This is a genomic window from Pseudocitrobacter sp. 2023LY-00077, assembly GCF_055796175.1.
In genome coordinates, this window is the sequence record NZ_JBSPEI010000002.1 from 46,764 (window position 1) to 72,373 (window position 25,610).

Sequence of the window (25,610 nt, forward strand, 5' to 3'; positions counted from 1 at the left end):
GAGTATTTATGCAGGGGGGTGGCAGAGCGCATAGCAACTCTGTTATACTTGCTACAACACTATTGGGGCTGATTCTGGATTCGACGGGATTTGCGAAACCCAAGGTGCATGCCGAGGGGCGGTTTGCCTCGTAAAAAGCCGCAAAAAAATAGTCGCAAACGACGAAAACTACGCTTTAGCAGCTTAATAACCTGCTCTGAGCCCTCTCTCCCTAGCTTCCGCTCTTAAGACGGGGATCAAAGAGAGGTCAAACCCAAAAGAGATCGCGTGGAAGCCCTGCCTGGGGTTGAAGCGTTAAAACTAATCAGGCTAGTTCGTTAGTGGCGTGTCTGTCCGCAGCTGGCGTGCGAATGTAAAGACTGACTAAGCATGTAGTGCCGAGGATGTAGGAATTTCGGACGCGGGTTCAACTCCCGCCAGCTCCACCAAAATCTTTAGCGGCGATTCCAGAGTCGACCGCAGAAGTCGAAAGCCCGCAAGGCGTAAGTCTTGCGGGCTTTTTTGTTGGGTTTTTTATAGATATCTTTATTAATCAGCAACCTAAAAGTTAAGTTTCATCGCTACCCGGCGTGCTGGGTCGAAACCCTTTGCTATTTCATCCTCGCTTATTGCCCCCAAATGCGGCGGCCGCGCTTCTGCCTCCACAATCTCAAAACCTAACGTGGCGTAAAATCTGGCATTAAATGCTGCCATTTTGTCGGTGGTTAACGTGGCACCCGTCAGGCCGCGTTGCTGTCCATTACGGAGAATTGCATGCATGAGTTGTTTGCCGATCCCGCGGCGCTGCCAATTCGGATGAACATCCATTTCTGCGATATGTAGCCATTCGTCAGCGATTTGCCCCGCGATGAATCCGACGGGAACCGAGTCTGACGTACAGGCCGCAAGCAGTAGTCCGTTACGGCTGAAATCACTAAGTTCTTCAATGCTGCTGGCGCTGGCGGGGCCGGTCATCGCACCTGCGTGACGCAGCGTTTCAAAGGCGGCCAGCTCGATGGCGCGGAGAGTGGCAAAGTGCTCAGGGTGTGCGGGGGTGATGGTGACGTTTATGTTCGGGCTCTCCGTAAGGGCTGTGGGGCTGATTTTCTTGGGCTGAAGGTTGGGGAGAACGGTTCGGCTATAAGGTAGCATATGTTTGCGAAGTCTGTTGCTAATTGGGGGCGAGCTGTTGGGAAGATGATAGGGCTGCTTTGAGCGAGGAGCGGAAGTTCGTAATTTGATAAAAGCATTACTTAAATCGTGGCGTGTTTAGCAACAGGGAGCATGTCAGGTAACTGTCAGATCAGATCTAATACTTATTATTCAGCAACAGTAACGGACGTTATTGATGATAAGCCGGTATTACCAATTTTTAATATAGCTGATAAAAACATGTTCCCACGAATCGTAAGCAAGGCCAATTTAATTTCAGGAAGCCTGATTAACGACTGACACAACTTCGGCAGCACTGCTGCTAAAGTTGTGCAAGAAAGGATAAAAATCTAATCGGTGGTACTCGCTTGAAGCAATTTGTCCGCTATACGTTGCCAGAATATTGATACGTGGAAAGATTCGCAATGATGGATCAAAGTAGCTGACTTACATCTATCTTTATAATGATTACGGACCTGATGCTGACGATCCCTTATCTGAGCAGCAGGGTAGTTCTCTGAAACCCAAGCAATATCATTTCTCTGACTATTTCTTATAAATAATTCATAAATGGGTAGAAAAACCCTATCGAGCAAATCATGTCCATTTATAAAAAGCATCGCATTTTCTGCATTAATTCCTCGCTCACTGAGTTTTCCACGATGACTCTCAAAGCTTTCGTCATCATCTATGTATTGCGTGTGGTGACTAATGTATTGGCCAACTGACTCACTTAATCCCTCAAAAGCAGTCTCATTGAGACTGAGATCAGAGTTAAGTATATTCACTCCTGATGGTAGTTGAATGCTTTCGTTGAAAGCTCTTTCGTCAAATTGTTGCTGATCACGATTATGAAGCCATGAAAATACCAACATAGCTTCATAGATAATACTGGAGTATCTATTTAAAGCAGGGATGATATTGCTTTCGATATTATCATGAAAATGAATGCATCCTGTCAAATCCTCAATAGCTTCAGAGGTATGTAGGTAACTCTCCCTTGAATAAAAAAAGGTATGTAGCACAAAAGGACTGTTGTTTAGCACATCTGAATACTCATTGCGTTCTGGACACAAATAATCATAATCGCTATCTACACCAACTAATCGATCTTTATGAAGATGTTGATATTCTTTTTCAAGCTTTCGTTTTCCCTCAGATCCAGCTCCTGAAAAGGGTTTAACCGAATATCTTCCGGGGCATACTCCATTAACAATTCTCTCCCAAAATAGGCGATCTGAAGCATCTTCTATATAGATAACTCCCATAGGCTGTCCTGACTGGATTCCAGTATACCCTCTTAAAAAAGAACCAGTTCTTAAAATATCCGTGAAATCAGCCATGAGAAACACTCTTCATCACATCTTTCATCTCTATGTAAGCGTCCATGTGGCCATTCATTATGATGCCTGGGCTATGAGTTACAGCAATAATCTGTATTTTATTGTTAACATTTTTAATGGCATTAAGAATTTTCTCTTGCCAGTCGAGGTGAAGGGAAACCTCAGGTTCATCCATGAGTAAAAGTGTTTTCTTTCCTACGGTATTAGCAACTGTCGCCAATATATAGATAAGTTGGCGTTCTCCGGAAGAAAGCTGTCGAATCGTTATTTGTTTACCTAACACAGTTCTGAAATATAAATCATGATTATTAAATACTGCAATTTTACCCGAGTCGCTAAAAAGCGCATTAATATTATTTAAGAGTGTGTTAAGTAATTTTTCATTTCCATTTTTTATCAACGACCTTATTTCTTCATGTATAGCAAGATCTATAAGGTTAAGTTCAACACCATTACCAAGATCCTTCCTTGAACTCGAGTTTGCAGAAATATTAACCGTTGACAAGTATCTCACATTAACTGTTTTTATTAACTCTTCAGTATGCCATTTATTTGAAAACATCTGCTTCTTGTTCTTCTGCAAGATTTCACTATAGCCATTTTTAAGCATATTAACAAATGACTCTGAATTTAATGCGTTTTCTATTAATTTTTTAGCAAAGTTTTCTTTTTCTTTTTCGCTTAACTGTGAATTTAATCCTTTAACTTCTTCGAAAATTGAATCAATCCCGTCTTTATCATACATAAGATGATGATAGAGTCCTTTACTAGCTGAGGCTATTCCCATTTCATCACTTATCTTTCCAAAAGAAATGATATTCCCATCTTCGTAAAAAACCTCAATGCTCTCGCAGATTTCACTGTAATTTAACTCGTGTTTCCCTGTAGTAAATCCCTGCAAAATTTTGAGGATTGTTGATTTGCCTAGTCCATTTTTCCCCACAATTACAGTCAGATCATTGAAAGTAATGTTGACATCATGCTGTCCAAAAAGACCTTCGATTTTTAGTGCGCTGATGATACGTGTATTTTTCATAATCCTACCCCGTTTTGCTTTCAAACATTGTACCCGACTATCTTGCTCTAAGAAGTGTTGATTTAATGTTTGCCAACAATTTGCTACCGTTTATGAGAGACCTCGTTTCCGGTTTCTATTTTTTCAGGAAGAGCCGCCTCACCGTGGGTGGTTTGTCGCAGAACACACCATATGTACCCTCCCGCCACCAGTCACTACATCATCCAGGGCAAAAGGATCATTTTACGGTCACCCAGCCAGACTTTCTCATTCTTTTTTTGGGTATAATTCCAGAAAGTGGAAATTCAGCGTGGGCCGCTTTGCTGGTTTTTTCCGCAGCAATAGGACAGTGGATCTGTAAATTACATCCGCTCCTGGCACAAACCCGCCCTACCCCCACCAATACCCCATCCCATAAACCACGCCCACCAGCACCGCTACATTCACCACCACGCTCCCTAAAAACCACCGTTTAAACGGCTGTTTCTGCGTTTTATGCCTGAACAACTGCTGAGCGGCTAACCCGCCAGGCCATCCACCCACAAGGCCAAAGGCCAGCAATGTCTTTTCCGGTACGCGCTGCCAGCTTCGTCGTGCAGCAAATTTATCCGCGCCATAGATGAAAAAGGTCAAAACATTGACCATCAAAAACCACGCCCAAACGGGATGCAAAAACCAGAAGCTGGCAATGAATGATGCGGCTAGCAAGCCATAACAAATTTTATTGATCATCACGTATTAATTACTCAGAGCCATAACTTTTTTGATAACAGTAGCCGGATCAATCGAAAGCAATTTTGCTAAATGGATGAACTCAACCACGTCCAGCCTGCGCTCTCCATTCTCAACCTTCGCAATAAAAGACTGAGGCTTGCCTAAAGCTTTTGCGAGAGTCGTCTGTGTTAATCCTTGCTCAAGGCGTGCATTGCGCAACGCGCTTATAACAAACTGATATTCTTGAGAATAAATGGATGACATTTTTCTTTCTCGATTTTTATCCCAAAATCGAATATCAGCGATTTACTCTTTTATCCCAAAACGGGATAATTCATATTTTCAAAGTATCAAGGATGAATATATGCCCCCAAAAAACTGGCACCCCGCCGACATCATCGCCGCACTGCGCAAGCGCGGTACCACTCTGGCGCGCGTATCCCGCGAAGCCGGGCTGGCGTCCTCTACGCTAGCCAATACGCTGAATCGACCATGGCCAAAAGGCGAGTGGCTCATTGCTAACGCGCTTAATCTGCATCCTTCGGTGATTTGGCCTACACGCTATCAAAACTGTCACGATACGCGCCTGCCCAGAGAAACGATCGCCCCTGAAAAATAGCGTCTGGCGTTGGGGCCTGGAATATTATTCCGTCCAGGCGCCCAGCCAGCTCAATCAGGCAGTCGACAAAAGAGATTATTTTATTGATTTGTTAAATACATAACTCAGCAAATCCGGGATCTGCGCCAGCGCGCTGTTTTCCGCCTGCTCACGTCCGGGATGGGTTTTATCGACGCCCTCGGCAGGAAGAACATGTACGTCCTCGATACCCATCAATTTTAAAGTAGAGATCAAATAACTTTCCTGATGATCCATCGCCCGATGCTCCTCAGAGGAATACACACCACCGCGCGTCGAGACAATAAACGTCGGCTTGTCCTTCACCAAACCCTGTGCCCCTTCTGGCGTAAAACGGAACGTCATTCGCGCCTGGCAAACCTGATCGATCCAGGTTTTCAGTGCCGATGAAACGCTGTGATTGATCATCGGCGCGCCAATCACCAGCACATCACATTCATTCAGCTCACGAATCGCGTCATAAATATCGCTGACTTCTTTACGCGTCCGATCGTCTGGCGCGTCGAGGATTCCGGTCAGCGCCAGAAACGTCTCTTCACGCAGGTGAGGCGGCGGCGTCCGCCCGAGATCGCGATGGGTTACACTCGCGTCCGGATAACGCAGACAAATCGCGTCGGTAAGGGCCTGGCTCAGTTTGCGCGAGCTTGAGGCGCTCAACATCGGGCTACTGTCGATATGCAGAACTTTCATCATTTTTATCTCATTAACGGGAATACGTTAATGTTAACCGTTGCATTAATGATGATTAAATAGACAATAATGAACATCACTGTTGTATAAGAAGAACAATCATGATCGACTGGAATGATTTTTATTACTTCTCACTTATCGCCGAGGAAGGCAGCTATACCCAGGCCGCTGTACGGGCCGGAATTTCTAAGTCAATGCTTAGCCGCCGGATGTCTGCGCTGGAGGAGCGTCTTGGCGTGCGGTTGATTCAACGCACGACCCGGCGGCTGTCGCTCACGCCAGCCGGGGAACAATTTGCCGCAGAGTGCCGAACGCTGGTGAACCAGGGGAAACAGGCTCAGGCAACGGTCATGGCGGAGCAGGTGCAGCCACAAGGTTTGCTCAGAATCAGCGCACCGGTGTTTATTGCAGAAAGCTGGCTTGGGGAGTTTGTCAGCGATTTTATTCTGCGCTGGCCACTGGCAAACGTGCAGTTGCTGGCCGTCAATCGCCCCGTGGATATGATTTCTGAAGGTATTGATATTTCTATAGTGGTTACCACCACCGCGCTTAACGATTCCACGTTTCATGCGCGAAAATTGCAAACACAACGCGATATTCTGGTGACCAGCCCGGCGTGGCTTGCGCAGAACGCCAAGCCGGAAACGGTACGTGATCTCGCTCAGATACCGGCGTTAGTTCGTCTCAGCGGAAACAGCATCCCACGCTGGCATCTGGTTTGCGGGCAGGAGGCGTTCGAATTTGAACCTAAGCCTCGCCTGCAAAGCAACAATTTGCGCGTATTACTGAAAGCGGTTCTGGGCGGGAATGGCGTGGCACTGATGCCCGCCTTCGCCTGCCAGAAAGAGCTTGAAGCAGGCAGCCTTCAGCCATTGTTTCCTGACTGGAGCACACCGCCAAGAGATCTTATGGCGCTCTATCCGGCGCGCAAAGGGATGCCTGCCATCACGCGTATTTTCATTGATGAACTGGCCGACTGGCTTGCGTCGTATCCCCCTCAATAACGACGGAAAAACACAGCCAGATGAAAGGTATCTGTACAATGATTTAGCAGCGATCTTTCACTGCTAAAATCACTCAATGCAGAACATCCTGATCCAAATACAGTTTTTTCCTAATGCATCTCCCGGTTCGCTCTGCCATGCTGAATACAGCTCATACAGCCATAACGATAGATGAGGATATTATGAAAAAAACAATGATCGCATTATCTGCCCTGCTGCTGGCTTCTCCTGTTTTTGCCGCAACCACCCACGCAACCGACGATACCGTTGCCGCGGCGCATGAGAATGCGAATACCGCCAAAGAAAAGCTGCATCAGTCGCAGCATGAAGGCGAAGAGCTGAAGCTGAAATCTAAACATGCTGCTGAAGGTAAAGCAGAAAGCACCGGGAGCAAAGTGAGCGAAGGCTCGCAGAAAGCCTGGAATAAAACCAAAGAAGGTACTGAAAAAGGCTGGAACGCCACCAAAGAAGGTACCGAGAAAGGTTGGAATAAAACCAAAGAAGGTGCTGAGTCGCTGAAAAATAAAGTGACTGAGTAATTTCTCAGAGTGATAAAAAGGCCGCGAAGCGGCCTTTTTGCTTTGGTGCCCATGCCGGATGCGCTTCGCTTATCCGGCACAGGGCTGGCTAACAACTCAGTTATACACCAGCGCAAACGTCACAATACTGTTCGCTTCCCCTGCCGTTACGCTGCCTTCCGTCTGAACATACTGCGCCGAAAAATTCACGTTCTCCGCATTACCCGCACTTGCCGCCGTCACATGCTTCAGAATGGGCAGGTTAGACGCTTCATTAATTTTTACCGAGGTGCCCGCTGAAGGCGCAGAGGCATCATTGTTGCCATAAGTTAGCTTAACACCAACGCCCGTTGCCGCATCGCCGCTTTTCGTCAGCGCCAGGGTATCCGGGGAATCGCTGGCGGCAAGAATACCGAAAAAGCCCACTCTGACGTCGCTCGGCGCCGTGCAATAAACCGGAATATCAAACGAACGGGCGGAGCCTGCCGTCAGCCCTTTGCCCTTAAATTCGGCGCGATTGACGGACCCCAGGTTCACCTGAATGCTGGAGGTGCTGACCTGACAGCTGCCGCTGGCGCCGATATCAACGTTAAGCGCTGCCAGGTCAATCGATACCGGGCTGCTTTTCACGCTGGTCGCGCCATCGGTGCGATCCTCAATATAGAGTTCCCCAAAATGCGGCTGCGATTCCACGTTGGTGTGGTTGCCGCCGCTCATCGTCACCTCACCGGTTTTATAGAAAGTGATATACATTTTGACGATGGGTTCACGTTCACTGAGCAGGTCCGGCAGTTCATCGCTGTCGCATACCGTCACCGACTCACCGCCTGCCGGAGCCGTGCTGTCGCCGATATAGCGAATCGGCCCACCGTTGCACTGAAATCCTGCCGAGTAGCTCACGCCATCCAGCTTTGAGGCAAACACGTGATGCCCGTTGATCACTGTCCCGGAACCGGTAGTCTCTTTTTGTTGATAAACAATACGTTTCCAGTTCGCCAGCGGTGCCTGTAAATCACAGGAAAAGTGGATCCCATTGCCGTTATCCGCCATTTGATTGGACATCTGCGTGTTCACGGGCAGTGTCGGTAAATAGGTCAGGTTCTGCGTATTCAGCGTCATCTGCCCGACGCTTGCCATGCAGGTTTCCGCATGCGAAGCGTGGCTATAAAAACCCGCAATCAGCAGGAAAAAGAAAAACAGCGCGCCGTCACGATGTCGCATATCGCTCTCTCTTATAAGCAAAGGCCAGTGACTGTTTTCACCGGATTTTGCTGTGGGTTACTGGAAATATGGAAATGCAGCGTGCAGTGGTGCGAGATGTTATCGGTTTCCCATTGCGCCTCCAGCGTGCCCTCTTCGGGCACGCCGCTCAGATACACTTGCCCCTGTTCGGCGACAATACCGCTGGCAGGCGTCGCGTCGTCATCGCTGGTTTTGCGTACCTGCGCGCTGGCACCGAAAGGCAGTGGCCCGTGGCTATCATGGAGGGTAAACAGAACGCGGTTACCGATGTGCGTTTGATAATTTGCCATCACTACTGCACCACCGCCGGGGATCACCGTCTGGCCCTGAAGATCGACGTCGGTATCATCTTTTAGCGACTCGGTATCGAGGGTAATGTAGTTTTTGCGATACGCCGTTAAGGTCGGCACCACCGCATAGCCGCGCCAGTCCGTATGCACGTTCGTCCCATTCTGGATGGCCACGTCCGAGGCTCCCGGCGCGCGAACAATCGCAAAGCTATCACCCGTACTCTGCCCAAGCGTGATCCCGTGAGGATGGGCAACAATCGAGCCCGATGCGCCCCAGGTCAGCTGGTTACTCTGCTTATCGTGGCGATAACCAAGCTGAGTGCTGCCGTACCCCCCACGGTAATCAAGCGCAACGCTGCTGTTCGCGCCCTGGCCGTTATTGCCGTAGCCCTGCTGGACGGTGTAGTAGAGATTTTTATTTTCCGGCACCGAGCCATACAACGAAACCTGCTGCGAGGTATAACCGTTGTTATCTGAGGTGGTGTTATAGCTCACCGAGCTGTTTGGTAACCACTGGCCGAGCGGGATGGTGACGTTAAATGACAATGAACGGTCAGATTTATTCTGCGCGGAAGATTTGGTGTAGTAGTAACCCACGCCCCACGACACGCCCTGCCAGGTGTTATAAAACCCGAAATGCACCGTCTCATCGTGACGCCCGGTGCGCCAGTATCGCTGCGAATAGGCGGATGCTGTCAGGCTGGTGCTGCCGCCAAGGGGCTGCGAAATCGAAATCTCTTCACGACTACGCTTGTTGTCCACCAGACCGTTTTCACTCTCCAGCGCATTGGCTTCGCTGAAATCATAAAACCCGCTGGATGAGTAGCGATAGCTGGCAAGGTTAAAAGTTGTACCGGTCAGATTCACATCTTTCTGGTACTGCACGCGAACAGAGTGACCTGAATAGCGCTTACCGGAAGGCGTGCGCGTATTGGCCCACGCGACATCCGCCCCCAGCGAGCCAAAATAGCCAAACCCGTGCCCCACACCGCCCGCCCAGGATTGATAATCCTGCGCCAGTTGGCTGCCGCCGTAGAGCGTAAAACTCGCCGGTAACCCGTAAAACAGCGTCGACTGAATAAACTGCGGGGAACGATTACCGTCCAGGCCTGAATGATAGTGGCCTGCGCTGACGCTGTATTTCAGCCGCCCCTCGCGCAGCATAAAGGGGATCGCGGAATAGGGCTGGGTAAACTTACGCTCGGAACCGTCGCTCTCTTTTACCGTGACCTCAAGATCGCCGCTTTGCGCAGTCGGATAGAGATCTTTCAGGGCAAACGCCCCTGGCGCGACATAGGTTTCATAAATCACATAACCATGCTGCGAGACGGTGACTTTGGCGTTGCTGTGGGCCATCCCGCGGATCACCGGCGCAAAGCCGCGCATGCTGTCCGGCAGCATTTCGTCATCAGAGGAGAGCTGCGCCCCACGAAACTGCACGCTATCGAAAACGTCGCCGGAGGTATAGGTATCCCCCACGCGCAGCAGACTTTTTAAAGACTTCACGTCCCGCTGCAAATAGGTGCTTTGTGAGCGCCAGTGGCTGGTTTTGTCGTACTGCATCGACGAAACGTTGCGCAGCCGCCACGCGCCAAGGTTCATGCCGCTGCGTAAGCTTAAATAGTTTGAGTTATGCTCGCCGTCGCGATATCGCGATTGCGCACCGGTCAGATTGTAATTTACAAAGGCGGCCGGTACGCCATCATCCCAGCGTGCCGGGTCAACGTAGCCACGGCTTTGCAGGTTCATGGCCGCCTGCGGGATACTGAGATTCAGCCGCTGTTCGCTAAAATCGAAAGTACTGCTGGCATCAGGAATATAGCGGCTAATCTGAGCAAATGTCTCGCCATCATGCAGCTGATTAAAAGCAGAAAAAGCGCTGACGTTGACGCCAAATTCCGCCAATTGCGCCGCCGTCAGCAGGGGTTGCAGAGTGCCATTGTCCTCGACAAAAGTCACATTCCCCTGCCCGACCTGCTGGTTGTTCACCCAGATAGCCACCGGGTACGTACCGGGTTGCTGGCCGCCATTCTTTTCAAAATAGTGGAGATCGGCGGTTTTCTGCTGCGGATCGGTCACCTCCAGCGCAGCCGGGTCGAAATAGTCGTCGGCCAGCGCCAGACGGTGATGACACAGCAGAAACAGTGCGGTTGGCACCGTTGCCAGCAGCAGTACCGCGCCCGTCGGCTTATGCGAATGGCTGCGTGGGAACTGGCGCATTACTGCTGCGCAACGTCAGTGATGCCGCCGAAATCATTAATTGCACGCCATTTCACCGTCCCCGAACCGCTAATCGGCCACGTTAACGAGGACATTGGCGCAACCATTCCTGGCTCATCAACCTCTTTTCCCGCAACGGAAACAGAAAATAATGAGACAAAATAGGGCGTTGGGTTATTTACCACTAACTGATTACCCGTCGCGTGAAATTGCAGCTGCTGCCATGCTTTACCCGGGTCGCCCGCCAAATTGTCAGGGCGATAAAAAATCTTAAATTTAGATTTAATATTTACCTGTAATTTATTCACATCCCCTTTTTGGGAAGGTGAAATAGTCTTCACATTCAACCAGAATACGGACTCCCGATCATGCGGCAACTCCATACCGGTAAAGCTGATGCGCAGCATATTTCTTTTTTCAGGATCAAGGCGGAACAGCGGCGGCGTAACAATAAAGGGCACCGGGCGTTTGTCATTTTCGTTAAAATTCTCAGCCCAGGATTGCACCAGATACGGTGTATGGGTATCAGCATTAGTCACCGAAATAGAAGCCTCACGCTTCCCTTCCTCATATATTACGCGGGTTCCCCCCACGACCACGCCCGCCTTAGCAGCAGTAACCAATAAGAATGAAAGAGCAACGCCTGCGATAATACGTTTCATAAATAGCAATCATTTGTCAGGGGAAACGAGAAAAGGATTAATGAGCAGGAGAAATCCCCTGCTCAGATTCGACTTAGTTGTAAACCATTTCGAAGTTGGTCACACCGTCAGCGTTACCTGCCGTGACTTTATCAGCGGTGGCGCGATAGTCAGCGTAGAACAACAGATCGGCGGTACCCGCCTCACCGTCACTGCCCGCATCAATCGGGTACTCTTTGGAAATCGTACCCAGTTTAACCTGCGTGGTTTCATCCGCTTCAATCAGCTTAATGCCGACGCCAGTGGCATCACCGTCAATCGCCAGCAGATCGGCTTCATTGGCATCATGCGTACCGTCAAACAACACAGCAACTTTGCTCACTGAAGACGGGCAATCTTTCACATTGATATGGAAAGGTGTTTTGGTGGTTTCCGTACCGGTTGCTTTAAAGTAGCTGCTTGCCCACTTGCCCAAATCGACCACCTGATTGGTACTATTGGTATCGATATCGCACGCGGCGTCAGTAATTTCCCCGGTAAATTTCACCTGGCCGCCAGCACCCTGAGCACCATCCGCAGCGGGCACGGTGGTGGTCATGTCGTTGGCAATAGCGGAAAGCGTGGTGCCTGATGCCAGAGCCGCGATAACGACGGCCATAATACGGAACTGCGATTTCATTTTATTTCTCTCTTCTTTGACGGCTATCCAATGCGGTATACGCGAGGCAATAAAATGCCAAACGGTACCGCCAGTTCTTCCGTGTTGAAGTTAATCGTCGTTCCATCGGTAGGATATTGTGCACAGTCTTTATCTCAGTTTTATCAACCGAACAATATCGACTTTATTGAGTGTCAGACCCGATGAACATATTAGGTCTGCGAATAAATGATATCGGCAGTAGCACGAATTGCAACAACAAATTATGTGGTCTATGCGTTGCGGAATTTAAACATTTCCAGGTTAATCGTTAAATACGAATGATATGTTTAATTGCGGCTATCAGAGAATGACTTATGAATTACACTATGAATCATTAAAATTAACACAACTGTCAATAAGCACTGACAATTAACATAAAATTGATCTTTAGAGTGAATAATATTCATCCACAAGCTTTCAATATTTACATTAAGTAAGAACATTCCTATTAAAAATATTAACCATAGCTATAACGTGGATAAACCATGATCTTACTAAGAGTTCAAATTCAAATCATGATTATTTTACTCTTTTTATTAATCATGAATGCCGAATAGTGCACAGTTCTCATACTCGTTATTTACCTGTATATACATTAAGATAGGAACAACCCTGCATAAGGTACCAGGATAATGACAACAGAGATGATTTCCCCCCAGCAGGCGCTGACGCAACTTCATGAAGGCGCAAAGCTGGTTGATATCCGCGATGCGGATGAATTTGCCCGCGAACATATTGCCCAGGCTCAACCGTTCCCGTTAAGCGCCATTGAGCAGGGTTCGACGCTGCCTGTGAACGCCGATGACGTCGTTATTTTCCATTGCCAGTCCGGAAACCGCACCCGCAACAATCTCACCCGCCTGGTTGCCGCCGCTGCGCCTGCTAAGGTAATGGTGCTGGAAGGTGGCATTCAGGCATGGAAAGCCGCCGGGCTGGAAACAATCGAAGATAAAAAGCAGCCATTACCGCTTATGCGGCAGGTGCAAATTGCGGCCGGTGGATTAATTCTTCTGGGCTGCGTGTTGGGTTACACGGTTTCAGAGGCATTCTTCCTGCTGAGCGCCTTTGTCGGTGCTGGCCTCACCTTCGCGGGTATCAGCGGATTTTGTGGCATGGCCAGACTGTTGGCCGTCATGCCGTGGAATCGTCGTTAAGGATAACGACACTCTGCATTTACTATTTCGTTACACCAGCTTAATCTTAGGTAACGTTAACAAATAGAGCAGGAGTATCGCGATGTATTCAGTTGGTGATTTTGTACAACCGAAAATGGGTGGGCCAAAACTCAAAGTTCTGGAAACGCACAACGATCATATTGTAGCGGTACAGGCAAGCAATGAGCAGGGAGAGAAATATACCCTGAAGCTGGAAGACGTTACGCCATATACCGAAGAAGGTGATTTTGGCGTTTGCTAAAAATTGTGCGGTGAGATGGTTCTCACCGCTTTTCCCGGCCACTAGATCAGAAAATCATCCAGTGATTTACCGTTAGCCAGCCCCTGCGCGATAGGTTTTGGCGTACGGCCCTGGCCGGTCCAGGTTTTTACTTCACCGTTGAAATCGGTAAAACGATATTTTGCCGGACGCGATGCGCGTTTTTTCGGCGCGCCAGCAATCGCCGCTTTCATATCCGCCAGCTCTTCCGGCGAAATACCATCAGCCTGCATTAACTCCAGCCAGGTATTAATTTTTTCTTGCTGCTCAGCGCGTTGCTGCATCGCTAACTGCTCTTCATTTCTCTTTTCTTCAGTGACGATCCTGACTTTTTCCAGCATTTCTTCAAGAACGTCAATGGAGAAATCTCGCGCCATTGCACGCAAAGAACGGATGTTATTCAATTTTTGTAACATAACAGACATAGGGCTATAAAATTCCTTATTCAAAAAAAAAAATACATTACTACAGCTGCTAATTATATTGTATTTAAGAATATATTGCCACCGCCGAAATATTACTGAATATATCCTCACTCTGTTTCGAAATTATATTTAAATATAGCCAGCAAATACTAAATTAATATTCCCGGAAGCGATGCGCATTTGCCGCATATCGCAACGTCTTGTTAACAAAACAACAAAATGAATAATCACCCACGTTAAGTGCATAATTACAAATTAATGACATCAGAACTAACTGCTGCAAAACTCCGTTAACTGGCATAAAAAACACCAAAAATGACAAAGATCACACTTATAAACCGTATCCCACGCTTGCTGGCCTCAGTAGCGCATCTCAGTTATCTGCAACACGGTGCGCGCATAAGCATAAACTATTGATTTTTAAATAATAAAAATGATACATAACTAAAAATAATGCCAACAGTTAAAATCATCCGCTAACAGAGTATTTTATTGACAAAAAGCGTCTAAATAAAAATATTTCACTAGTTGTTAGTTTTAACCCAGCCAGATAATCTATACATATCAACAAAGGCAACCCAAAACGCCTTTAGACACCCCTTTAATGACGGTTTTCGTTACTTTTCGAGGAGCATACCGATGTTCTCTGCGCAGTCACGCCTGCGTCACGCAGCAGCAGACACTTTCGCCATGGTGGTCTACTGTTCCGTCGTGAACATGATGATTGAAATTTTTCTCTCCGGAATGACCTTTGAGCAGTCGCTTTCTTCTCGTCTGTTAGCGGTGCCGGTAAACATTATTATTGCATGGCCGTATGGTATTTATCGCGATGCCATTATGCGCCAGGCACGTCGCATTAGCCCGGCAGGCTGGGTGAAAAACCTCGCTGATACGCTGGCGTATGTTACGTTTCAGTCGCCGGTATATGTGATTATCCTGCTGACTATCGGCGCAGACTGGCATCAGATTGCCGCCGCCGTAAGCTCGAATATCGTGGTTTCAATGGTGATGGGTGCGGTGTACGGCTATTTTCTCGATTTCTGCCGCCGTCTTTTTCGTGTCAGCCAGTACAGTCAGGCAAAGGCATAATGCACAGCGACTGGCCAATGCCAGTCGCTCGCTTAGTGAAATTCGCCAAATAAACCGTTCAGGTAACGCTCCAGCGCAATGCGCGAACTGAAGCCATGAGGAATTCCATAGTGTTGCTGTTCATTTCCGCCTAAATAGAGGGGGAATTGCTGATAGTGATCGCAGGTTTTCATATCAGAAGCGGGTTCGGCCAACGAATTGCTTCGCTCTTTTAACGCCGGATGGATAATCAACGCCGTGCGTCCCATCCGCGCTTCACGATTCACATAAACATAATTCTCCCCACGGCGATAGCCATAGGCTTTTTGGGTTACCACATCCACAGTGAAGCCCACTTTTTCAAGAACGCGCGCCACCTCATCAGGTCGTAAATACATTATTTTTTCCTCGTCATCTTTTACTGCACCGCCACCTTACAGTAATCAGCATTAACCCCGCCTTCAGAAAAATCCACAAACGCGTCGATTCGCTGTGATTCGCCCCAAAGGATAAAAATTTTGCCTACACTTAATTTCGTCCCCACTTAAAAAGGAGAAGCACATGCCTAATCGATTTGGCCGCAATGACGTAGTTGATGAGACGCAGGATATTCAGGATCAAGTCAATCAGTTAGCCGACAGTCTTGAGGATGTACTGAAAAGCTGGGGTAGCGATGCAAAAGGCGAAGCTGACGCCGCACGTCGTAAAGCACAGGCGCTGTTGAAAGAGTCCCGCGCCAGACTGCATGGCCGCAGCCGTTCGCAGCAGGCCGCCTGCGATTATCTGAACTGCGCCAGCACCTATGTGCGTGATAAACCCTGGCAGAGCTTAGGCGCGGTTGCCGCCGTTGGGATATTTGTTGGCGCATTATTAAGTTTGCGTCGATAATTGAAGTGAAACAGTGAAGATAATAAATGCGCCGTATCAGGAAAATTGAGATCAGTTTCTGAACGGCTACGCGTCTGCACCCCGGCTTTTACGCCGGGGTTTTTAATTTAAGGCCTGCTTTAACGCTAACACCTGCTCCCTTGCCATCGCCTGCGACGTAATATTGGTAAAGCTCATGATGAGCCCTGGCGCACCGCTTCCGCGAATCCGCCAGTCATTCACCGCCTGCACGGCCAGCCCGGCATCACGCGCGCGCCGCGCCTGTAACCTATCGTCACCGGAAATATTGACCACCAGTTGAATGCCCCCTTGCTGCGCCACCACGTCAAAACCGTGCGCCTGTAAGGCCTCCTCCAGCCAGCGCCGCCGCTCGGCGTAATGCACGCGCATCTTCTTCAGATGCCGCCAGAAGTGGCCTTCATGGATAAAATCACCCAACGTTTGCTGCCACAGCAGCGGCACCGGGCAGGCAATTTTTTGTACGTGGCGGCGAAACTGCGCCACCAGCGGCACAGGCACCACCAGCCAGGCGGTGCGCAGCGCCGGAAACATCGCTTTGCTGAAGGTACCGGCGTAAATGACGCGTTGCGGCGCATCCAGGCTTTTAAGCGGCGGTAGCGGTTTACCCTGATAACGAAACTCACTGTCGTAATCATCTTCAATGATCCACGCCTGCTGACGCGTTGCCCAGTCCAGCAGTTGTCGGCGACGCGGCAGAGAGAGCGCCACGCCAAGCGGGCTTTGATGTGCCGGGGTGAGCAGCGCAAAACGGGCGTCTGGCACGTTAGCAAGCGCCCACTCCACATTCATCCCTTCTCCATCTACCGGAACCGGCAACAGGTTTACCCGCTCCTGCGCAATCACCGGGCGGATTAACGGAAAACCGGGATCTTCCACCCACATACCCTGACCATCCAGCGCTCGCAGAATCAGGCTCATCGACGCCGCATAGCCCGACGTAATAAAAACCTGTTCCGGCTGGCACTCAATGCTGCGCGACAACCGCAGATACTCGACAATCGCCTGACGTAGCGCCATCTCGCCACACACATCGCCCAGCGCCAGGTCAAAACGCGTCTGAGTACGCAACCGCCGTCCCATCACTTTTGCCCACAATGCACGCGGGAAGAGATCCAGCGCAGGCAGCCCAAGCTGAAAAGGTTGCGGATGCGGTTCCTCGCCGCAAAACCAGGTTGGCTCTGCCACCGCCGGTTTGAGCGTGAGATGTTCACTGACAAACGTCCCGGCCTGGCCGCGCCGTTCAAGCCAGCCCTGCGCCACCAATTCACCGTATGCATTTTCCACCGTCACGCGCGACACGCCCAGCTCCTGGGCATATACCCGGCTGGACGGCAGTCGCCTGCCGGCCGTGAGCTTGCCTTCCTCAATCGCGGTTTTCAGCTGCCTGGCAATCTGCCGATAGCGTGGGCCATCACTTTGCATCATGGTCTGCTTTTTTACTCATAATATGGCTATCTGATGCAGACCATTATAGTGCTACTTTTACGCATATCGATAACGAGGAGAAACAATATGACCCTGCTGCGCCAACCCTATAATGAATTAAGCCCGGACGTGTACAAAGGTATGGTTCAGGCAAGCCTGGCTCTGGAAAAAAGTTCGCTGGACCGCACCCTGCTGGAGCTCGTCTACCTGCGCGTTTCACAGATTAACGGCTGCGCCTTCTGTCTGGAGATGCACAGTAAAGCGCTGCGCAAAGCGGGTGTGGATCAGAGCAAGCTTGACGCCCTGGCTGGCTGGAGAGTGAGTAATCACTTCACTGAAGCGGAAGCCGCTGCGCTGGCCTGGGCAGAAGACGTGACGCACATCGCCGAGCACCATGCGGAAGATAGCGTCTATCAACCATTGCTGGCGCACTTCAACGCCGAGCAAATCAGCGATCTGACCTTCGCCATCAGCTTGATGAATGCCTTTAACCGTCTGGCTATCGCTATGCGCATGTAATTTTTAGGCAAAGTTCCCCGGCCCCCGTCGCATTACGCGCCGGGGGCTTTTTTTGTTCAAACATCTATATATTGTATGGTTGAAGTTTTCAAAAACTACATCTAGTATTCCTTTCAGGTAACCACTCCCGGACCGACGCTCTTAACTGCGCCCTATTGTCATTTTAAATGGAAATACGAATCATGCGCATTACTATTTACACTCGTAATAACTGCATCCAGTGCCACGCCACCAAACGGGCAATGGAGAGTCGTGGCTTTGATTTCGAGATGGTCAATCTCGACCAACATCCTGAGATGGCCGATACCCTGCGTGAACAGGGCTTTCGCCAGCTTCCGGTGGTGATCGCGGGGGAAACCCGCTGGTCCGGCTTCCGCCCGGATATGATCAATCGCCTGCGACCTGATGCCATTGCCGCTCACGCATGAGCCGCCTCGTCTACTTCTCCAGCAGCTCTGAGAACACGCACCGCTTTATGGTGCGTCTCGGGCTGCCTGCGATACGTATTCCGCTGAATGAGCGGGAGCGAATCCAGGTCGAGGAGCCGTACATTCTGGTCGTTCCCAGCTATGGCGGCGGCGGTACGGCAGGCGCAGTTCCGCGTCAGGTGATCCGCTTCTTAAATGACCCGCAGAACCGGGCGTTAATCCGTGGCGTGATTGCGGCGGGAAACCGAAACTTTGGCGACGCTTATGGCCGCGCGGGCGCGGTGATCGCTGAAAAATGCCACGTTCCCTGGCTCTACCGCTTTGAGCTGATGGGCACGCAACACGATATTGATACAGTGCGAAAAGGAGTGAGCGAATTTTGGCAACGACAACCGCAGAACGGGTAACCCAGGCCGTGCCTGACTATCATGCGCTTAATGCGATGCTGAATCTGTATGACCGGAACGGGCAGATTCAGTTTGAAAAGGACAGCGAGGCCGTAGATGCCTTTATGACCGCTCATGTTCAGCCGAACAGCGTCACGTTTAATGATGCAGAGGAGCGTCTGCGCTGGCTGGTCGCGGAGGGCTACTACGATGATGCCGTGCTTAAACGTTATCCACGCGCGTTTGTCACTGCGCTGATTAAACACGCGCACGCCAGCGGTTTTCGTTTCCAGACCTTCCTCGGCGCATGGAAGTTTTACACCAGCTACGCGCTGAAGACCTTCGACGGCAAACGCTATCTGGAACACTTCGCCGACCGCGTTTGTATGGTGGCGTTAACACTTGCCCAGGGCGACGAAGCGCTGGCCTGCCAGCTTACCGATGAGATGCTTTCCGGTCGTTTTCAGCCCGCGACGCCGACCTTCCTCAACTGTGGTAAACAGCAGCGCGGAGAGCTGGTTTCCTGCTTCCTGCTGCGTATCGAAGACAATATGGAGTCGATTGGCCGCGCGGTGAACTCGGCGCTCCAGCTTTCTAAACGCGGCGGCGGCGTGGCCTTTTTACTGTCGAATCTGCGTGAATCCGGTGCACCGATTAAGCGCATTGAAAATCAGTCATCCGGTGTCATTCCGGTGATGAAAATGCTGGAAGATGCCTTTTCCTATGCCAACCAGCTCGGTGCGCGTCAGGGCGCGGGGGCCGTTTATTTACACGCGCATCACCCGGACATTCTGCGATTCCTTGATACCAAACGGGAAAATGCCGACGAAAAAATTCGCATTAAAACGCTCTCGCTTGGCGTGGTGATCCCCGATATCACGTTCCAGTTAGCGAAAGAAAACGCCGAGATGGCGCTCTTCTCGCCCTATGATGTCGAACGTCTGTACGGCAAACCATTTGGCGATATCGCCATCAGCGAAATGTATGCCGAGCTGGAAGCGGACACCCGCGTGCGCAAAAAATATATTAATGCGCGTGATTTCTTCCAGACGCTGGCCGAGATCCAGTTTGAATCCGGTTATCCGTACATCATGTACGAAGATACGGTGAACCGCGCGAACCCGATTGCCGGGCGCATCAACATGAGCAACCTGTGCTCGGAGATTTTGCAGGTTAACAGCGCTTCAACCTACGATGAGAACCTCGATTATGCCGCCACCGGGCATGATATCTCCTGTAATCTCGGCTCGCTGAACATCGCGCACACCATGGATTCGCCCAACTTTGGCCTGACCATCGCCACCGCAATACGCGGGCTGACGGCGGTATCCGATATGAGTCATATCCGTTCGGTGCCATCGATTGAAGCAGGTAACGCCGCCTCACACGCCATCGGCCTTGGGCAGATGAATCTGCACGGTTATCTGGCGCGGGAAGGCATCGCCTACGGTAGCCCGGAAGCGCTGGAATTTACCAACCTCTACTTCTACACCGTCACCTGGCATGCCCTGCATACGTCAATGCTGCTGGCGCGCGAGCGCGGGCAACGCTTCGCCGGGTTTGAGCAATCACGCTATGCCAGCGGCGAGTACTTTACGCAATATCTGGAAGGTGACTGGCAACCAAAATACGACCGTGTTCGCGCCCTCTTCCAGCGCTCAGGCATTACCTTACCGAGCCACGAAAACTGGCGGCAACTGCGCGAAGCGGTAATGTGTTACGGCATTTATAACCAGAATTTACAGGCGGTACCGCCGACGGGGTCGATTTCCTATATCAACCACGCCACCTCAAGTATTCACCCGATAGTCTCGAAGGTGGAGATTCGCAAAGAGGGAAAAACCGGGCGTGTTTACTACCCTGCGCCGTTTATGAATAACGACAATCTGGCGTTCTATCAGGACGCCTACGAGATTGGCCCGCAGGCGATTATCGACACCTACGCAGAAGCGACGCGGCATGTCGATCAGGGGCTGTCATTAACGCTGTTCTTTCCTGATACCGCCACCACGCGCGATATCAATAAAGCGCAAATTTACGCCTGGAAGAAAGGCATCAAAACCCTCTACTACATTCGCCTGCGCCAGCTTGCGCTGGAAGGCACTGAAATTGAAGGCTGCGTGTCCTGCGCGCTGTAAGGAGAAAAGGATGAATCGTTTATCGCACGTCAGCGCCGTCAACTGGAACAAGATTCAGGACGATAAAGATCTGGAGGTGTGGAACCGCCTGACCAGCAACTTCTGGCTGCCGGAAAAAGTGCCGCTCTCCAATGATATCCCCGCCTGGCAGAGCCTGACGCCCGCCCAGCAGCAGCTGACCATCCGCGTGTTCACCGGCCTGACGCTGCTGGACACCATTCAGAATACGGTGGGTGCCCCGTCGCTGATGCCTGATTCGCTCACGCCACACGAAGAAGCGGTGATGTCGAATATCAGCTTTATGGAAGCGGTCCACGCCCGCTCCTACAGCTCGATTTTCTCGACGTTATGCCAGACGAAAGATGTCGATGCCGCCTACACGTGGAGCGAAGAAAACGGGTCGTTGCAGAAAAAAGCACACCTGATGCTGGCGCGTTATCAGGCCAATGAGCCGCTGAAGAAAAAAATCGCCAGCGTATTTCTTGAATCATTCCTCTTCTATTCCGGCTTTTGGTTGCCGATGTACTGGTCGAGCCGGGGCAAGCTCACCAATACCGCCGATCTTATCCGCCTGATTATTCGCGATGAAGCCGTACACGGTTACTACATCGGCTATAAGTATCAGAAAGGGCTGGAGAAAGTGAGCGAAGCAGAGCGTGAAGCGCTGAAAGATTTTGCCTTCGATTTGCTAATGGACCTCTATGACAATGAACTGGCCTACACCGAAGCGCTTTATGCCGACAGCGGTTGGGTTGATGAGGTAAAAGCGTTTCTCTGCTACAACGCCAATAAGGCGCTGATGAATCTGGGTTACGAGGCGCTGTTCCCGGCAGAAATGGCCGAGGTCAACCCGGCTATCCTCGCCGCACTCTCCCCTAACGCTGATGAAAATCACGACTTTTTCTCCGGTTCAGGTTCCTCCTATGTGATGGGAAAAGCCGTCGAAACCACCGACGACGATTGGAATTTTTAATCACGTTTTCCGGCAAAAATATCCCTCATTTTTTGCCGGATTATTTTTAGAATAACGCAATTAATCACACAAATATTTTCAGGGCTACTACACTGTTATTTTCCTCTTCATTTCACCTGAATTTATCGCTTTCAGGTGAAATTTACGGTGGAAGAACGTAAAAATATCAGAAAAATTCTAATTGCTCTCAGCCCTTATATCACGGGAAGCCCCGGCAATTCGCCCTTCCCATTTCGGCAAGCAGAATCCTCCCAAGGGTTGTCACAGAATCTCAGTATGTTAGGGTATACCCGTGTAATTATTTCCATCAGGAATCATATCGATATAAATAAATAACGGGAATTCTATTATTGCATGGCAATTAAATTAGAAGTGAAGAATCTTTATAAAGTATTTGGTGAGCATCCACAGCGCGCATTCAAATATATTGAGAAAGGCCTCAGCAAAGAACACATTCTGGAGAAAACAGGATTATCGCTTGGCGTTAAAGACGCCAGTCTGGCCATTGAAGAAGGCGAGATATTTGTCATCATGGGATTATCCGGTTCCGGCAAATCAACCATGGTACGCCTTCTCAATCGCCTGATTGAACCAACCCGCGGGCAGGTGCTGATTGACGGCGTAGACATCGCCAAAATCTCTGACGCCGAGCTTCGCGAGGTGCGCAGAAAGAAAATCGCGATGGTCTTTCAGTCGTTCGCCCTGATGCCCCATATGACCGTGGTCGACAACGCCGCTTTCGGCATGGAGCTGGCGGGCATTCCAACCGCCGAGCGTCAGGAGAAAGCCCTGGACGCGCTGCGCCAGGTCGGGCTGGAAAATTATGCCCACTCTTATCCGGACGAACTCTCTGGCGGTATGCGTCAGCGTGTTGGTTTAGCCCGTGCACTGGCTATCAACCCCGATATCTTATTAATGGATGAAGCCTTCTCGGCGCTCGACCCATTAATTCGAACGGAAATGCAGGATGAACTGGTAAAATTACAGGCCAAACATCAGCGCACCATCGTCTTTATTTCTCACGATCTCGACGAAGCCATGCGAATTGGCGATCGCATTGCCATTATGCAAAATGGTGAAGTGGTACAGGTTGGCACACCGGATGAAATTCTCAATAATCCGGCCAATGATTATGTGCGTACCTTCTTCCGTGGCGTCGATATCAGCCAGGTATTTAGCGCGAAAGATATCGCCCGTCGAAGCCCGGCAGGAATTATCCGAAAAACGCCAGGATTCGGCCCGCGATCGGCCCTGAAATTATTGCAGGATGATGACCGTGAATATGGTTATGTCATCGAACGCGGGAATAAGTTTGTTGGGATTGTCTCCATTGATACGCTGAAAGCTGCCCTGAGCGCAGGCCAGGGAATTGAAAGCGCCTTGTTGGATCCGCCATTAGTGGTTGACGCAGAAACACCGCTCAGCGAATTGCTCTCTCACGTCGGCCAGGCACCGTGCGCGGTCCCGGTTGTCGGGGAAGAACAGCAGTACGTTGGCGTAATTTCTAAACGCATGCTTCTTCAGGCTTTAGATCGCGAGGTGACAAACAATGGCTGATCAATCCAATCCGTGGGATACCGCACCGGCGGCCGATAACGCCGCACAATCCGCCGACGCCTGGGGCAGCGCGCCTGTCGACGGCGGTGGCGGCGCAGACTGGCTGACCAGCGCACCCGCGCCGCAGCCAGAGCATTTCAATATTATGGATCCGTTCCATAAGACGCTGATCCCGCTGGATAGCTGGGTGACGCACGGGATCGACTGGGTCGTGCTGCACTTCCGTCCGCTGTTCCAGGGCATTCGTGTTCCTATCGATTACATTCTCAGTGCCTTCCAGCAGTTGCTGCTGGGGATGCCGGCACCGGTTGCGATTCTCGTTTTCGCCCTGATTGCCTGGCAGATGTCGAGCCTCAGCATGGGTGTCGCCACGCTGGTGTCGCTGATTGCCATTGGCGCAATTGGCGCCTGGTCGCAGGCGATGATCACCCTCGCGCTGGTTCTGACCGCGTTGCTGTTCTGTATCATCATCGGGCTACCGTTGGGGATATGGCTGGCACGCAGCCCGCGAGCGTCGAAAATCATTCGTCCGCTGCTGGATGCGATGCAGACCACGCCAGCGTTCGTTTACCTGGTGCCTATCGTGATGCTGTTCGGTATCGGTAACGTACCGGGCGTGGTGGTGACGATTATCTTCGCCCTGCCGCCGATTGTGCGTCTGACTATTCTGGGGATTAACCAGGTGCCGGCGGATCTGATTGAAGCCTCGCGCTCATTCGGTGCCAGCCCGCGTCAGATGCTGTTTAAAGTCCAGCTTCCGCTGGCGATGCCGACCATTATGGCGGGTGTGAACCAGACGCTGATGCTGGCGCTCTCTATGGTGGTTATCGCCTCGATGATCGCCGTGGGCGGCCTGGGGCAGATGGTTCTGCGCGGTATTGGCCGTCTTGATATGGGCCTTGCTACCGTGGGTGGCGTCGGGATCGTTATTCTGGCGATTATCCTCGACCGCCTGACGCAAGCCGTCGGCCGCGATTCCCGCAGCCGTGGCAACCGTCGCTGGTACACCACCGGTCCTCTGGGTCTGCTGACCCGTCCTTTCAGCAAGTAATCCTGTTTTCACCCGGCGCATCGCGCGCCGGGCTCTCAAACCTTACTCATCATAAAAAAGGAACAACGATGCGACATAGCGTAATGTTAGCCACAGCCTTCGCCACCCTTGTTTCCACCAGCACCTTTGCGGCGGATTTACCGGGCAAAGGCGTTACCGTACAGCCGATTCAGAGCACCATCACGGAAGAAACCTTCCAGACCCTGCTGGTCAGCCGCGCGCTGGAAAAACTGGGTTATACCGTCAATAAGCCCGATGAAGTTGACTACAACGTTGCTTACACCTCACTGGCCTCCGGCGATTCCACCTTCACCGCCGTCAACTGGCAGCCGCTGCATGACGATATGTATGCCGCCGCCGGTGGCGATAAGAAATTCTACCGTGAAGGTGTCTTCGTGAACGGTGCGGCTCAGGGTTATCTGATCGACAAGAAAACCGCCGACCAGTATCACATCACCAATATTGAGCAGCTTAAAGATCCGAAAATCGCCAAACTGTTCGACAGCAATGGTGACGGCAAAGCAGATTTAACCGGCTGTAACCCTGGCTGGGGCTGTGAAGCGGCGATTAACCACCAACTGGACGCCTACGACCTGACCAAAACCGTCACCCACAACCAGGGTAACTATGCGGCGATGATGGCCGATACCATCACCCGCTACAAAGAAGGCAAACCGGTGCTTTATTACACCTGGACGCCGTACTGGGTAAGTGACGTGATGAAGCAGGGTAAAGATGTTGTGTGGCTGCAGGTGCCGTTCTCTTCCCTGCCAGGCGTGCAGAAAGACATCGACACCAAACTGCCGAACGGCGCGAACTATGGCTTCCCGGTCAGCACCATGCACATTGTTGCCAACAAAGTCTGGGCCGAGAAAAACCCGGCGGCGGCGAAGCTGTTCTCTATTATGAAACTGCCGGTTGCTGACATTAACGCCCAGAACTCGATGATGCATGAAGGTAAAGCATCGGAAGGGGATATTCAGGGTCACGTTGATGGCTGGATCAAAGCGCACCAGGCGCAGTTTGATGGCTGGGTGAAAGAAGCGCTGGCGGCGCAGAAATAACACCCTAACCCCTGCCCTCTCCCACAGGGAGAGGGAGAAAACCGGTGCAGGACGTGCAGATATGCACACTCAGTCCCCTCTCCCTCTG

At 50.7% G+C, this 25,610-nt stretch carries 28 protein-coding genes and 1 other RNA gene; 16 read left to right on the top strand and 13 right to left on the bottom strand.

Annotated features, from left to right (window positions below):
- The first annotated feature begins 64 nt into the window (after positions 1-64).
- Positions 65-428, top strand: a transfer-messenger RNA (tmRNA) gene (gene ssrA, locus ACWWFX_RS02620).
- Positions 429-540: 112 nt separating this feature from the next.
- On the opposite strand, the gene ACWWFX_RS02625 is transcribed toward ssrA, so the two are convergent.
- The 5 genes from ACWWFX_RS02625 to ACWWFX_RS02645 all read right to left on the bottom strand — a co-directional run bounded on the left by ACWWFX_RS02625 (position 541) and on the right by ACWWFX_RS02645 (position 4,467).
- A complete protein-coding gene (locus ACWWFX_RS02625) occupies positions 541-1,131 on the bottom strand; it encodes a GNAT family N-acetyltransferase (RefSeq protein ID WP_473223153.1) in 591 nt (196 codons plus the stop codon).
- A gap of 350 nt (positions 1,132-1,481) precedes the next feature.
- Entirely contained in the window at positions 1,482-2,474 is a 993-nt protein-coding gene (locus ACWWFX_RS02630) for a DUF4435 domain-containing protein (protein ID WP_149461717.1), read from the bottom strand.
- Complete coding sequence (locus ACWWFX_RS02635; RefSeq protein WP_149461716.1) at positions 2,467-3,510, bottom strand: AAA family ATPase; 1,044 nt, start codon at positions 3,508-3,510, stop codon at positions 2,467-2,469. Before ACWWFX_RS02635 ends, ACWWFX_RS02630 begins: the two co-directional genes overlap by 8 nt.
- A gap of 369 nt (positions 3,511-3,879) precedes the next feature.
- Positions 3,880-4,224, bottom strand: coding sequence for a DUF1294 domain-containing protein (locus ACWWFX_RS02640; RefSeq protein WP_473223154.1), 345 nt, complete (start codon positions 4,222-4,224; stop codon positions 3,880-3,882).
- A 3-nt stretch (positions 4,225-4,227) separates the two neighbouring features.
- Positions 4,228-4,467 carry a helix-turn-helix domain-containing protein gene (locus ACWWFX_RS02645; RefSeq protein ID WP_473223155.1) on the bottom strand — a complete coding sequence of 80 codons (240 nt, stop codon included), beginning with the start codon at positions 4,465-4,467 and terminating at the stop codon, positions 4,228-4,230.
- A 100-nt stretch (positions 4,468-4,567) separates the two neighbouring features.
- Here ACWWFX_RS02645 and ACWWFX_RS02650 point away from each other — a divergent pair, with 100 nt between their 5' ends.
- The gene (locus ACWWFX_RS02650; RefSeq protein WP_473223156.1) at positions 4,568-4,822 is read left to right on the top strand and encodes a helix-turn-helix domain-containing protein; all 255 of its coding nucleotides are present in this window, start codon (positions 4,568-4,570) and stop codon (positions 4,820-4,822) included.
- Positions 4,823-4,897: 75 nt separating this feature from the next.
- Here the strand turns inward: ACWWFX_RS02650 and ACWWFX_RS02655 are convergent, their stop codons facing one another.
- Positions 4,898-5,533, bottom strand: a complete 636-nt coding sequence (locus ACWWFX_RS02655; protein ID WP_473223157.1) for an FMN-dependent NADH-azoreductase — start codon at positions 5,531-5,533, stop codon at positions 4,898-4,900.
- 98 nt (positions 5,534-5,631) lie between these two features.
- Here ACWWFX_RS02655 and ACWWFX_RS02660 point away from each other — a divergent pair, with 98 nt between their 5' ends.
- Positions 5,632-6,534, top strand: coding sequence for a LysR family transcriptional regulator (locus ACWWFX_RS02660; protein WP_473223158.1), 903 nt, complete (start codon positions 5,632-5,634; stop codon positions 6,532-6,534).
- Between the two features lie 182 nt (positions 6,535-6,716).
- Positions 6,717-7,073, top strand: a complete 357-nt coding sequence (locus ACWWFX_RS02665; protein WP_456146251.1) for a hypothetical protein — start codon at positions 6,717-6,719, stop codon at positions 7,071-7,073.
- Positions 7,074-7,169: 96 nt separating this feature from the next.
- Here the strand turns inward: ACWWFX_RS02665 and ACWWFX_RS02670 are convergent, their stop codons facing one another.
- From ACWWFX_RS02670 to ACWWFX_RS02685, 4 genes are all read right to left on the bottom strand, one after another.
- On the bottom strand, positions 7,170-8,273 hold the full coding sequence (locus ACWWFX_RS02670; RefSeq protein ID WP_473223159.1) for a fimbrial protein: 1,104 nt from the start codon (positions 8,271-8,273) through the stop codon (positions 7,170-7,172).
- Positions 8,274-8,284: 11 nt separating this feature from the next.
- The gene (locus ACWWFX_RS02675) at positions 8,285-10,804 is read right to left on the bottom strand and encodes a fimbria/pilus outer membrane usher protein (protein ID WP_473223160.1); all 2,520 of its coding nucleotides are present in this window, start codon (positions 10,802-10,804) and stop codon (positions 8,285-8,287) included.
- Complete coding sequence (locus ACWWFX_RS02680) at positions 10,804-11,466, bottom strand: fimbrial biogenesis chaperone (protein ID WP_473223161.1); 663 nt, start codon at positions 11,464-11,466, stop codon at positions 10,804-10,806. The genes ACWWFX_RS02675 and ACWWFX_RS02680 overlap by 1 nt, the downstream gene beginning before the upstream one ends.
- Before the next feature lie 73 nt (positions 11,467-11,539).
- Positions 11,540-12,124 (bottom strand): fimbrial protein, encoded by a 585-nt coding sequence (locus ACWWFX_RS02685; protein ID WP_276222437.1) that lies wholly within the window; start codon positions 12,122-12,124, stop codon positions 11,540-11,542.
- Between the two features lie 653 nt (positions 12,125-12,777).
- Between ACWWFX_RS02685 and ACWWFX_RS02690 the strand changes: the two genes are divergently transcribed.
- Entirely contained in the window at positions 12,778-13,299 is a 522-nt protein-coding gene (locus tag ACWWFX_RS02690) for a rhodanese family protein (protein ID WP_473223162.1), read from the top strand.
- Between the two features lie 82 nt (positions 13,300-13,381).
- A complete protein-coding gene (locus tag ACWWFX_RS02695; RefSeq protein ID WP_473223163.1) occupies positions 13,382-13,561 on the top strand; it encodes a hypothetical protein in 180 nt (59 codons plus the stop codon).
- Between the two features lie 41 nt (positions 13,562-13,602).
- Here ACWWFX_RS02695 and stpA read toward each other — a convergent pair whose 3' ends face one another.
- The gene (stpA, locus tag ACWWFX_RS02700) at positions 13,603-14,004 is read right to left on the bottom strand and encodes a DNA-binding protein StpA (protein ID WP_276222443.1); all 402 of its coding nucleotides are present in this window, start codon (positions 14,002-14,004) and stop codon (positions 13,603-13,605) included.
- A gap of 639 nt (positions 14,005-14,643) precedes the next feature.
- On the opposite strand from stpA, the gene alaE reads away from it, so the two are divergent.
- A complete protein-coding gene (gene alaE, locus ACWWFX_RS02705) occupies positions 14,644-15,093 on the top strand; it encodes an L-alanine exporter AlaE (protein ID WP_015963324.1) in 450 nt (149 codons plus the stop codon).
- Between the two features lie 32 nt (positions 15,094-15,125).
- Here alaE and ACWWFX_RS02710 read toward each other — a convergent pair whose 3' ends face one another.
- Complete coding sequence (locus ACWWFX_RS02710; protein WP_276222447.1) at positions 15,126-15,470, bottom strand: DUF2002 family protein; 345 nt, start codon at positions 15,468-15,470, stop codon at positions 15,126-15,128.
- Between the two features lie 163 nt (positions 15,471-15,633).
- On the opposite strand from ACWWFX_RS02710, the gene ACWWFX_RS02715 reads away from it, so the two are divergent.
- Positions 15,634-15,960, top strand: coding sequence for a DUF883 family protein (locus ACWWFX_RS02715; protein WP_276222449.1), 327 nt, complete (start codon positions 15,634-15,636; stop codon positions 15,958-15,960).
- A 102-nt stretch (positions 15,961-16,062) separates the two neighbouring features.
- Here the strand turns inward: ACWWFX_RS02715 and pdxR are convergent, their stop codons facing one another.
- A complete protein-coding gene (gene pdxR / locus ACWWFX_RS02720; protein ID WP_473223298.1) occupies positions 16,063-17,403 on the bottom strand; it encodes a MocR-like pyridoxine biosynthesis transcription factor PdxR in 1,341 nt (446 codons plus the stop codon).
- Between the two features lie 90 nt (positions 17,404-17,493).
- Between pdxR and ACWWFX_RS02725 the strand changes: the two genes are divergently transcribed.
- The 8 genes from ACWWFX_RS02725 to proX all read left to right on the top strand — a co-directional run bounded on the left by ACWWFX_RS02725 (position 17,494) and on the right by proX (position 25,522).
- Positions 17,494-17,925 (top strand): carboxymuconolactone decarboxylase family protein, encoded by a 432-nt coding sequence (locus ACWWFX_RS02725; RefSeq protein WP_473223164.1) that lies wholly within the window; start codon positions 17,494-17,496, stop codon positions 17,923-17,925.
- 182 nt (positions 17,926-18,107) lie between these two features.
- Positions 18,108-18,353, top strand: coding sequence for a glutaredoxin-like protein NrdH (gene nrdH / locus ACWWFX_RS02730; protein ID WP_015963319.1), 246 nt, complete (start codon positions 18,108-18,110; stop codon positions 18,351-18,353).
- Positions 18,350-18,760, top strand: coding sequence for a class Ib ribonucleoside-diphosphate reductase assembly flavoprotein NrdI (gene nrdI / locus ACWWFX_RS02735; protein WP_473223165.1), 411 nt, complete (start codon positions 18,350-18,352; stop codon positions 18,758-18,760). Before nrdH ends, nrdI begins: the two co-directional genes overlap by 4 nt.
- The gene (nrdE, locus tag ACWWFX_RS02740) at positions 18,733-20,877 is read left to right on the top strand and encodes a class 1b ribonucleoside-diphosphate reductase subunit alpha (protein ID WP_473223166.1); all 2,145 of its coding nucleotides are present in this window, start codon (positions 18,733-18,735) and stop codon (positions 20,875-20,877) included. Before nrdI ends, nrdE begins: the two co-directional genes overlap by 28 nt.
- Before the next feature lie 10 nt (positions 20,878-20,887).
- Positions 20,888-21,850, top strand: a complete 963-nt coding sequence (gene nrdF / locus ACWWFX_RS02745; RefSeq protein WP_473223167.1) for a class 1b ribonucleoside-diphosphate reductase subunit beta — start codon at positions 20,888-20,890, stop codon at positions 21,848-21,850.
- 354 nt (positions 21,851-22,204) lie between these two features.
- Entirely contained in the window at positions 22,205-23,407 is a 1,203-nt protein-coding gene (gene proV, locus ACWWFX_RS02750) for a glycine betaine/L-proline ABC transporter ATP-binding protein ProV (RefSeq protein ID WP_276222457.1), read from the top strand.
- Positions 23,400-24,458 (top strand): glycine betaine/L-proline ABC transporter permease ProW, encoded by a 1,059-nt coding sequence (gene proW, locus ACWWFX_RS02755; protein WP_473223168.1) that lies wholly within the window; start codon positions 23,400-23,402, stop codon positions 24,456-24,458. Before proV ends, proW begins: the two co-directional genes overlap by 8 nt.
- A gap of 68 nt (positions 24,459-24,526) precedes the next feature.
- Entirely contained in the window at positions 24,527-25,522 is a 996-nt protein-coding gene (gene proX, locus ACWWFX_RS02760) for a glycine betaine/L-proline ABC transporter substrate-binding protein ProX (protein ID WP_473223169.1), read from the top strand.
- The last annotated feature ends 88 nt before the right edge of the window (positions 25,523-25,610 follow it).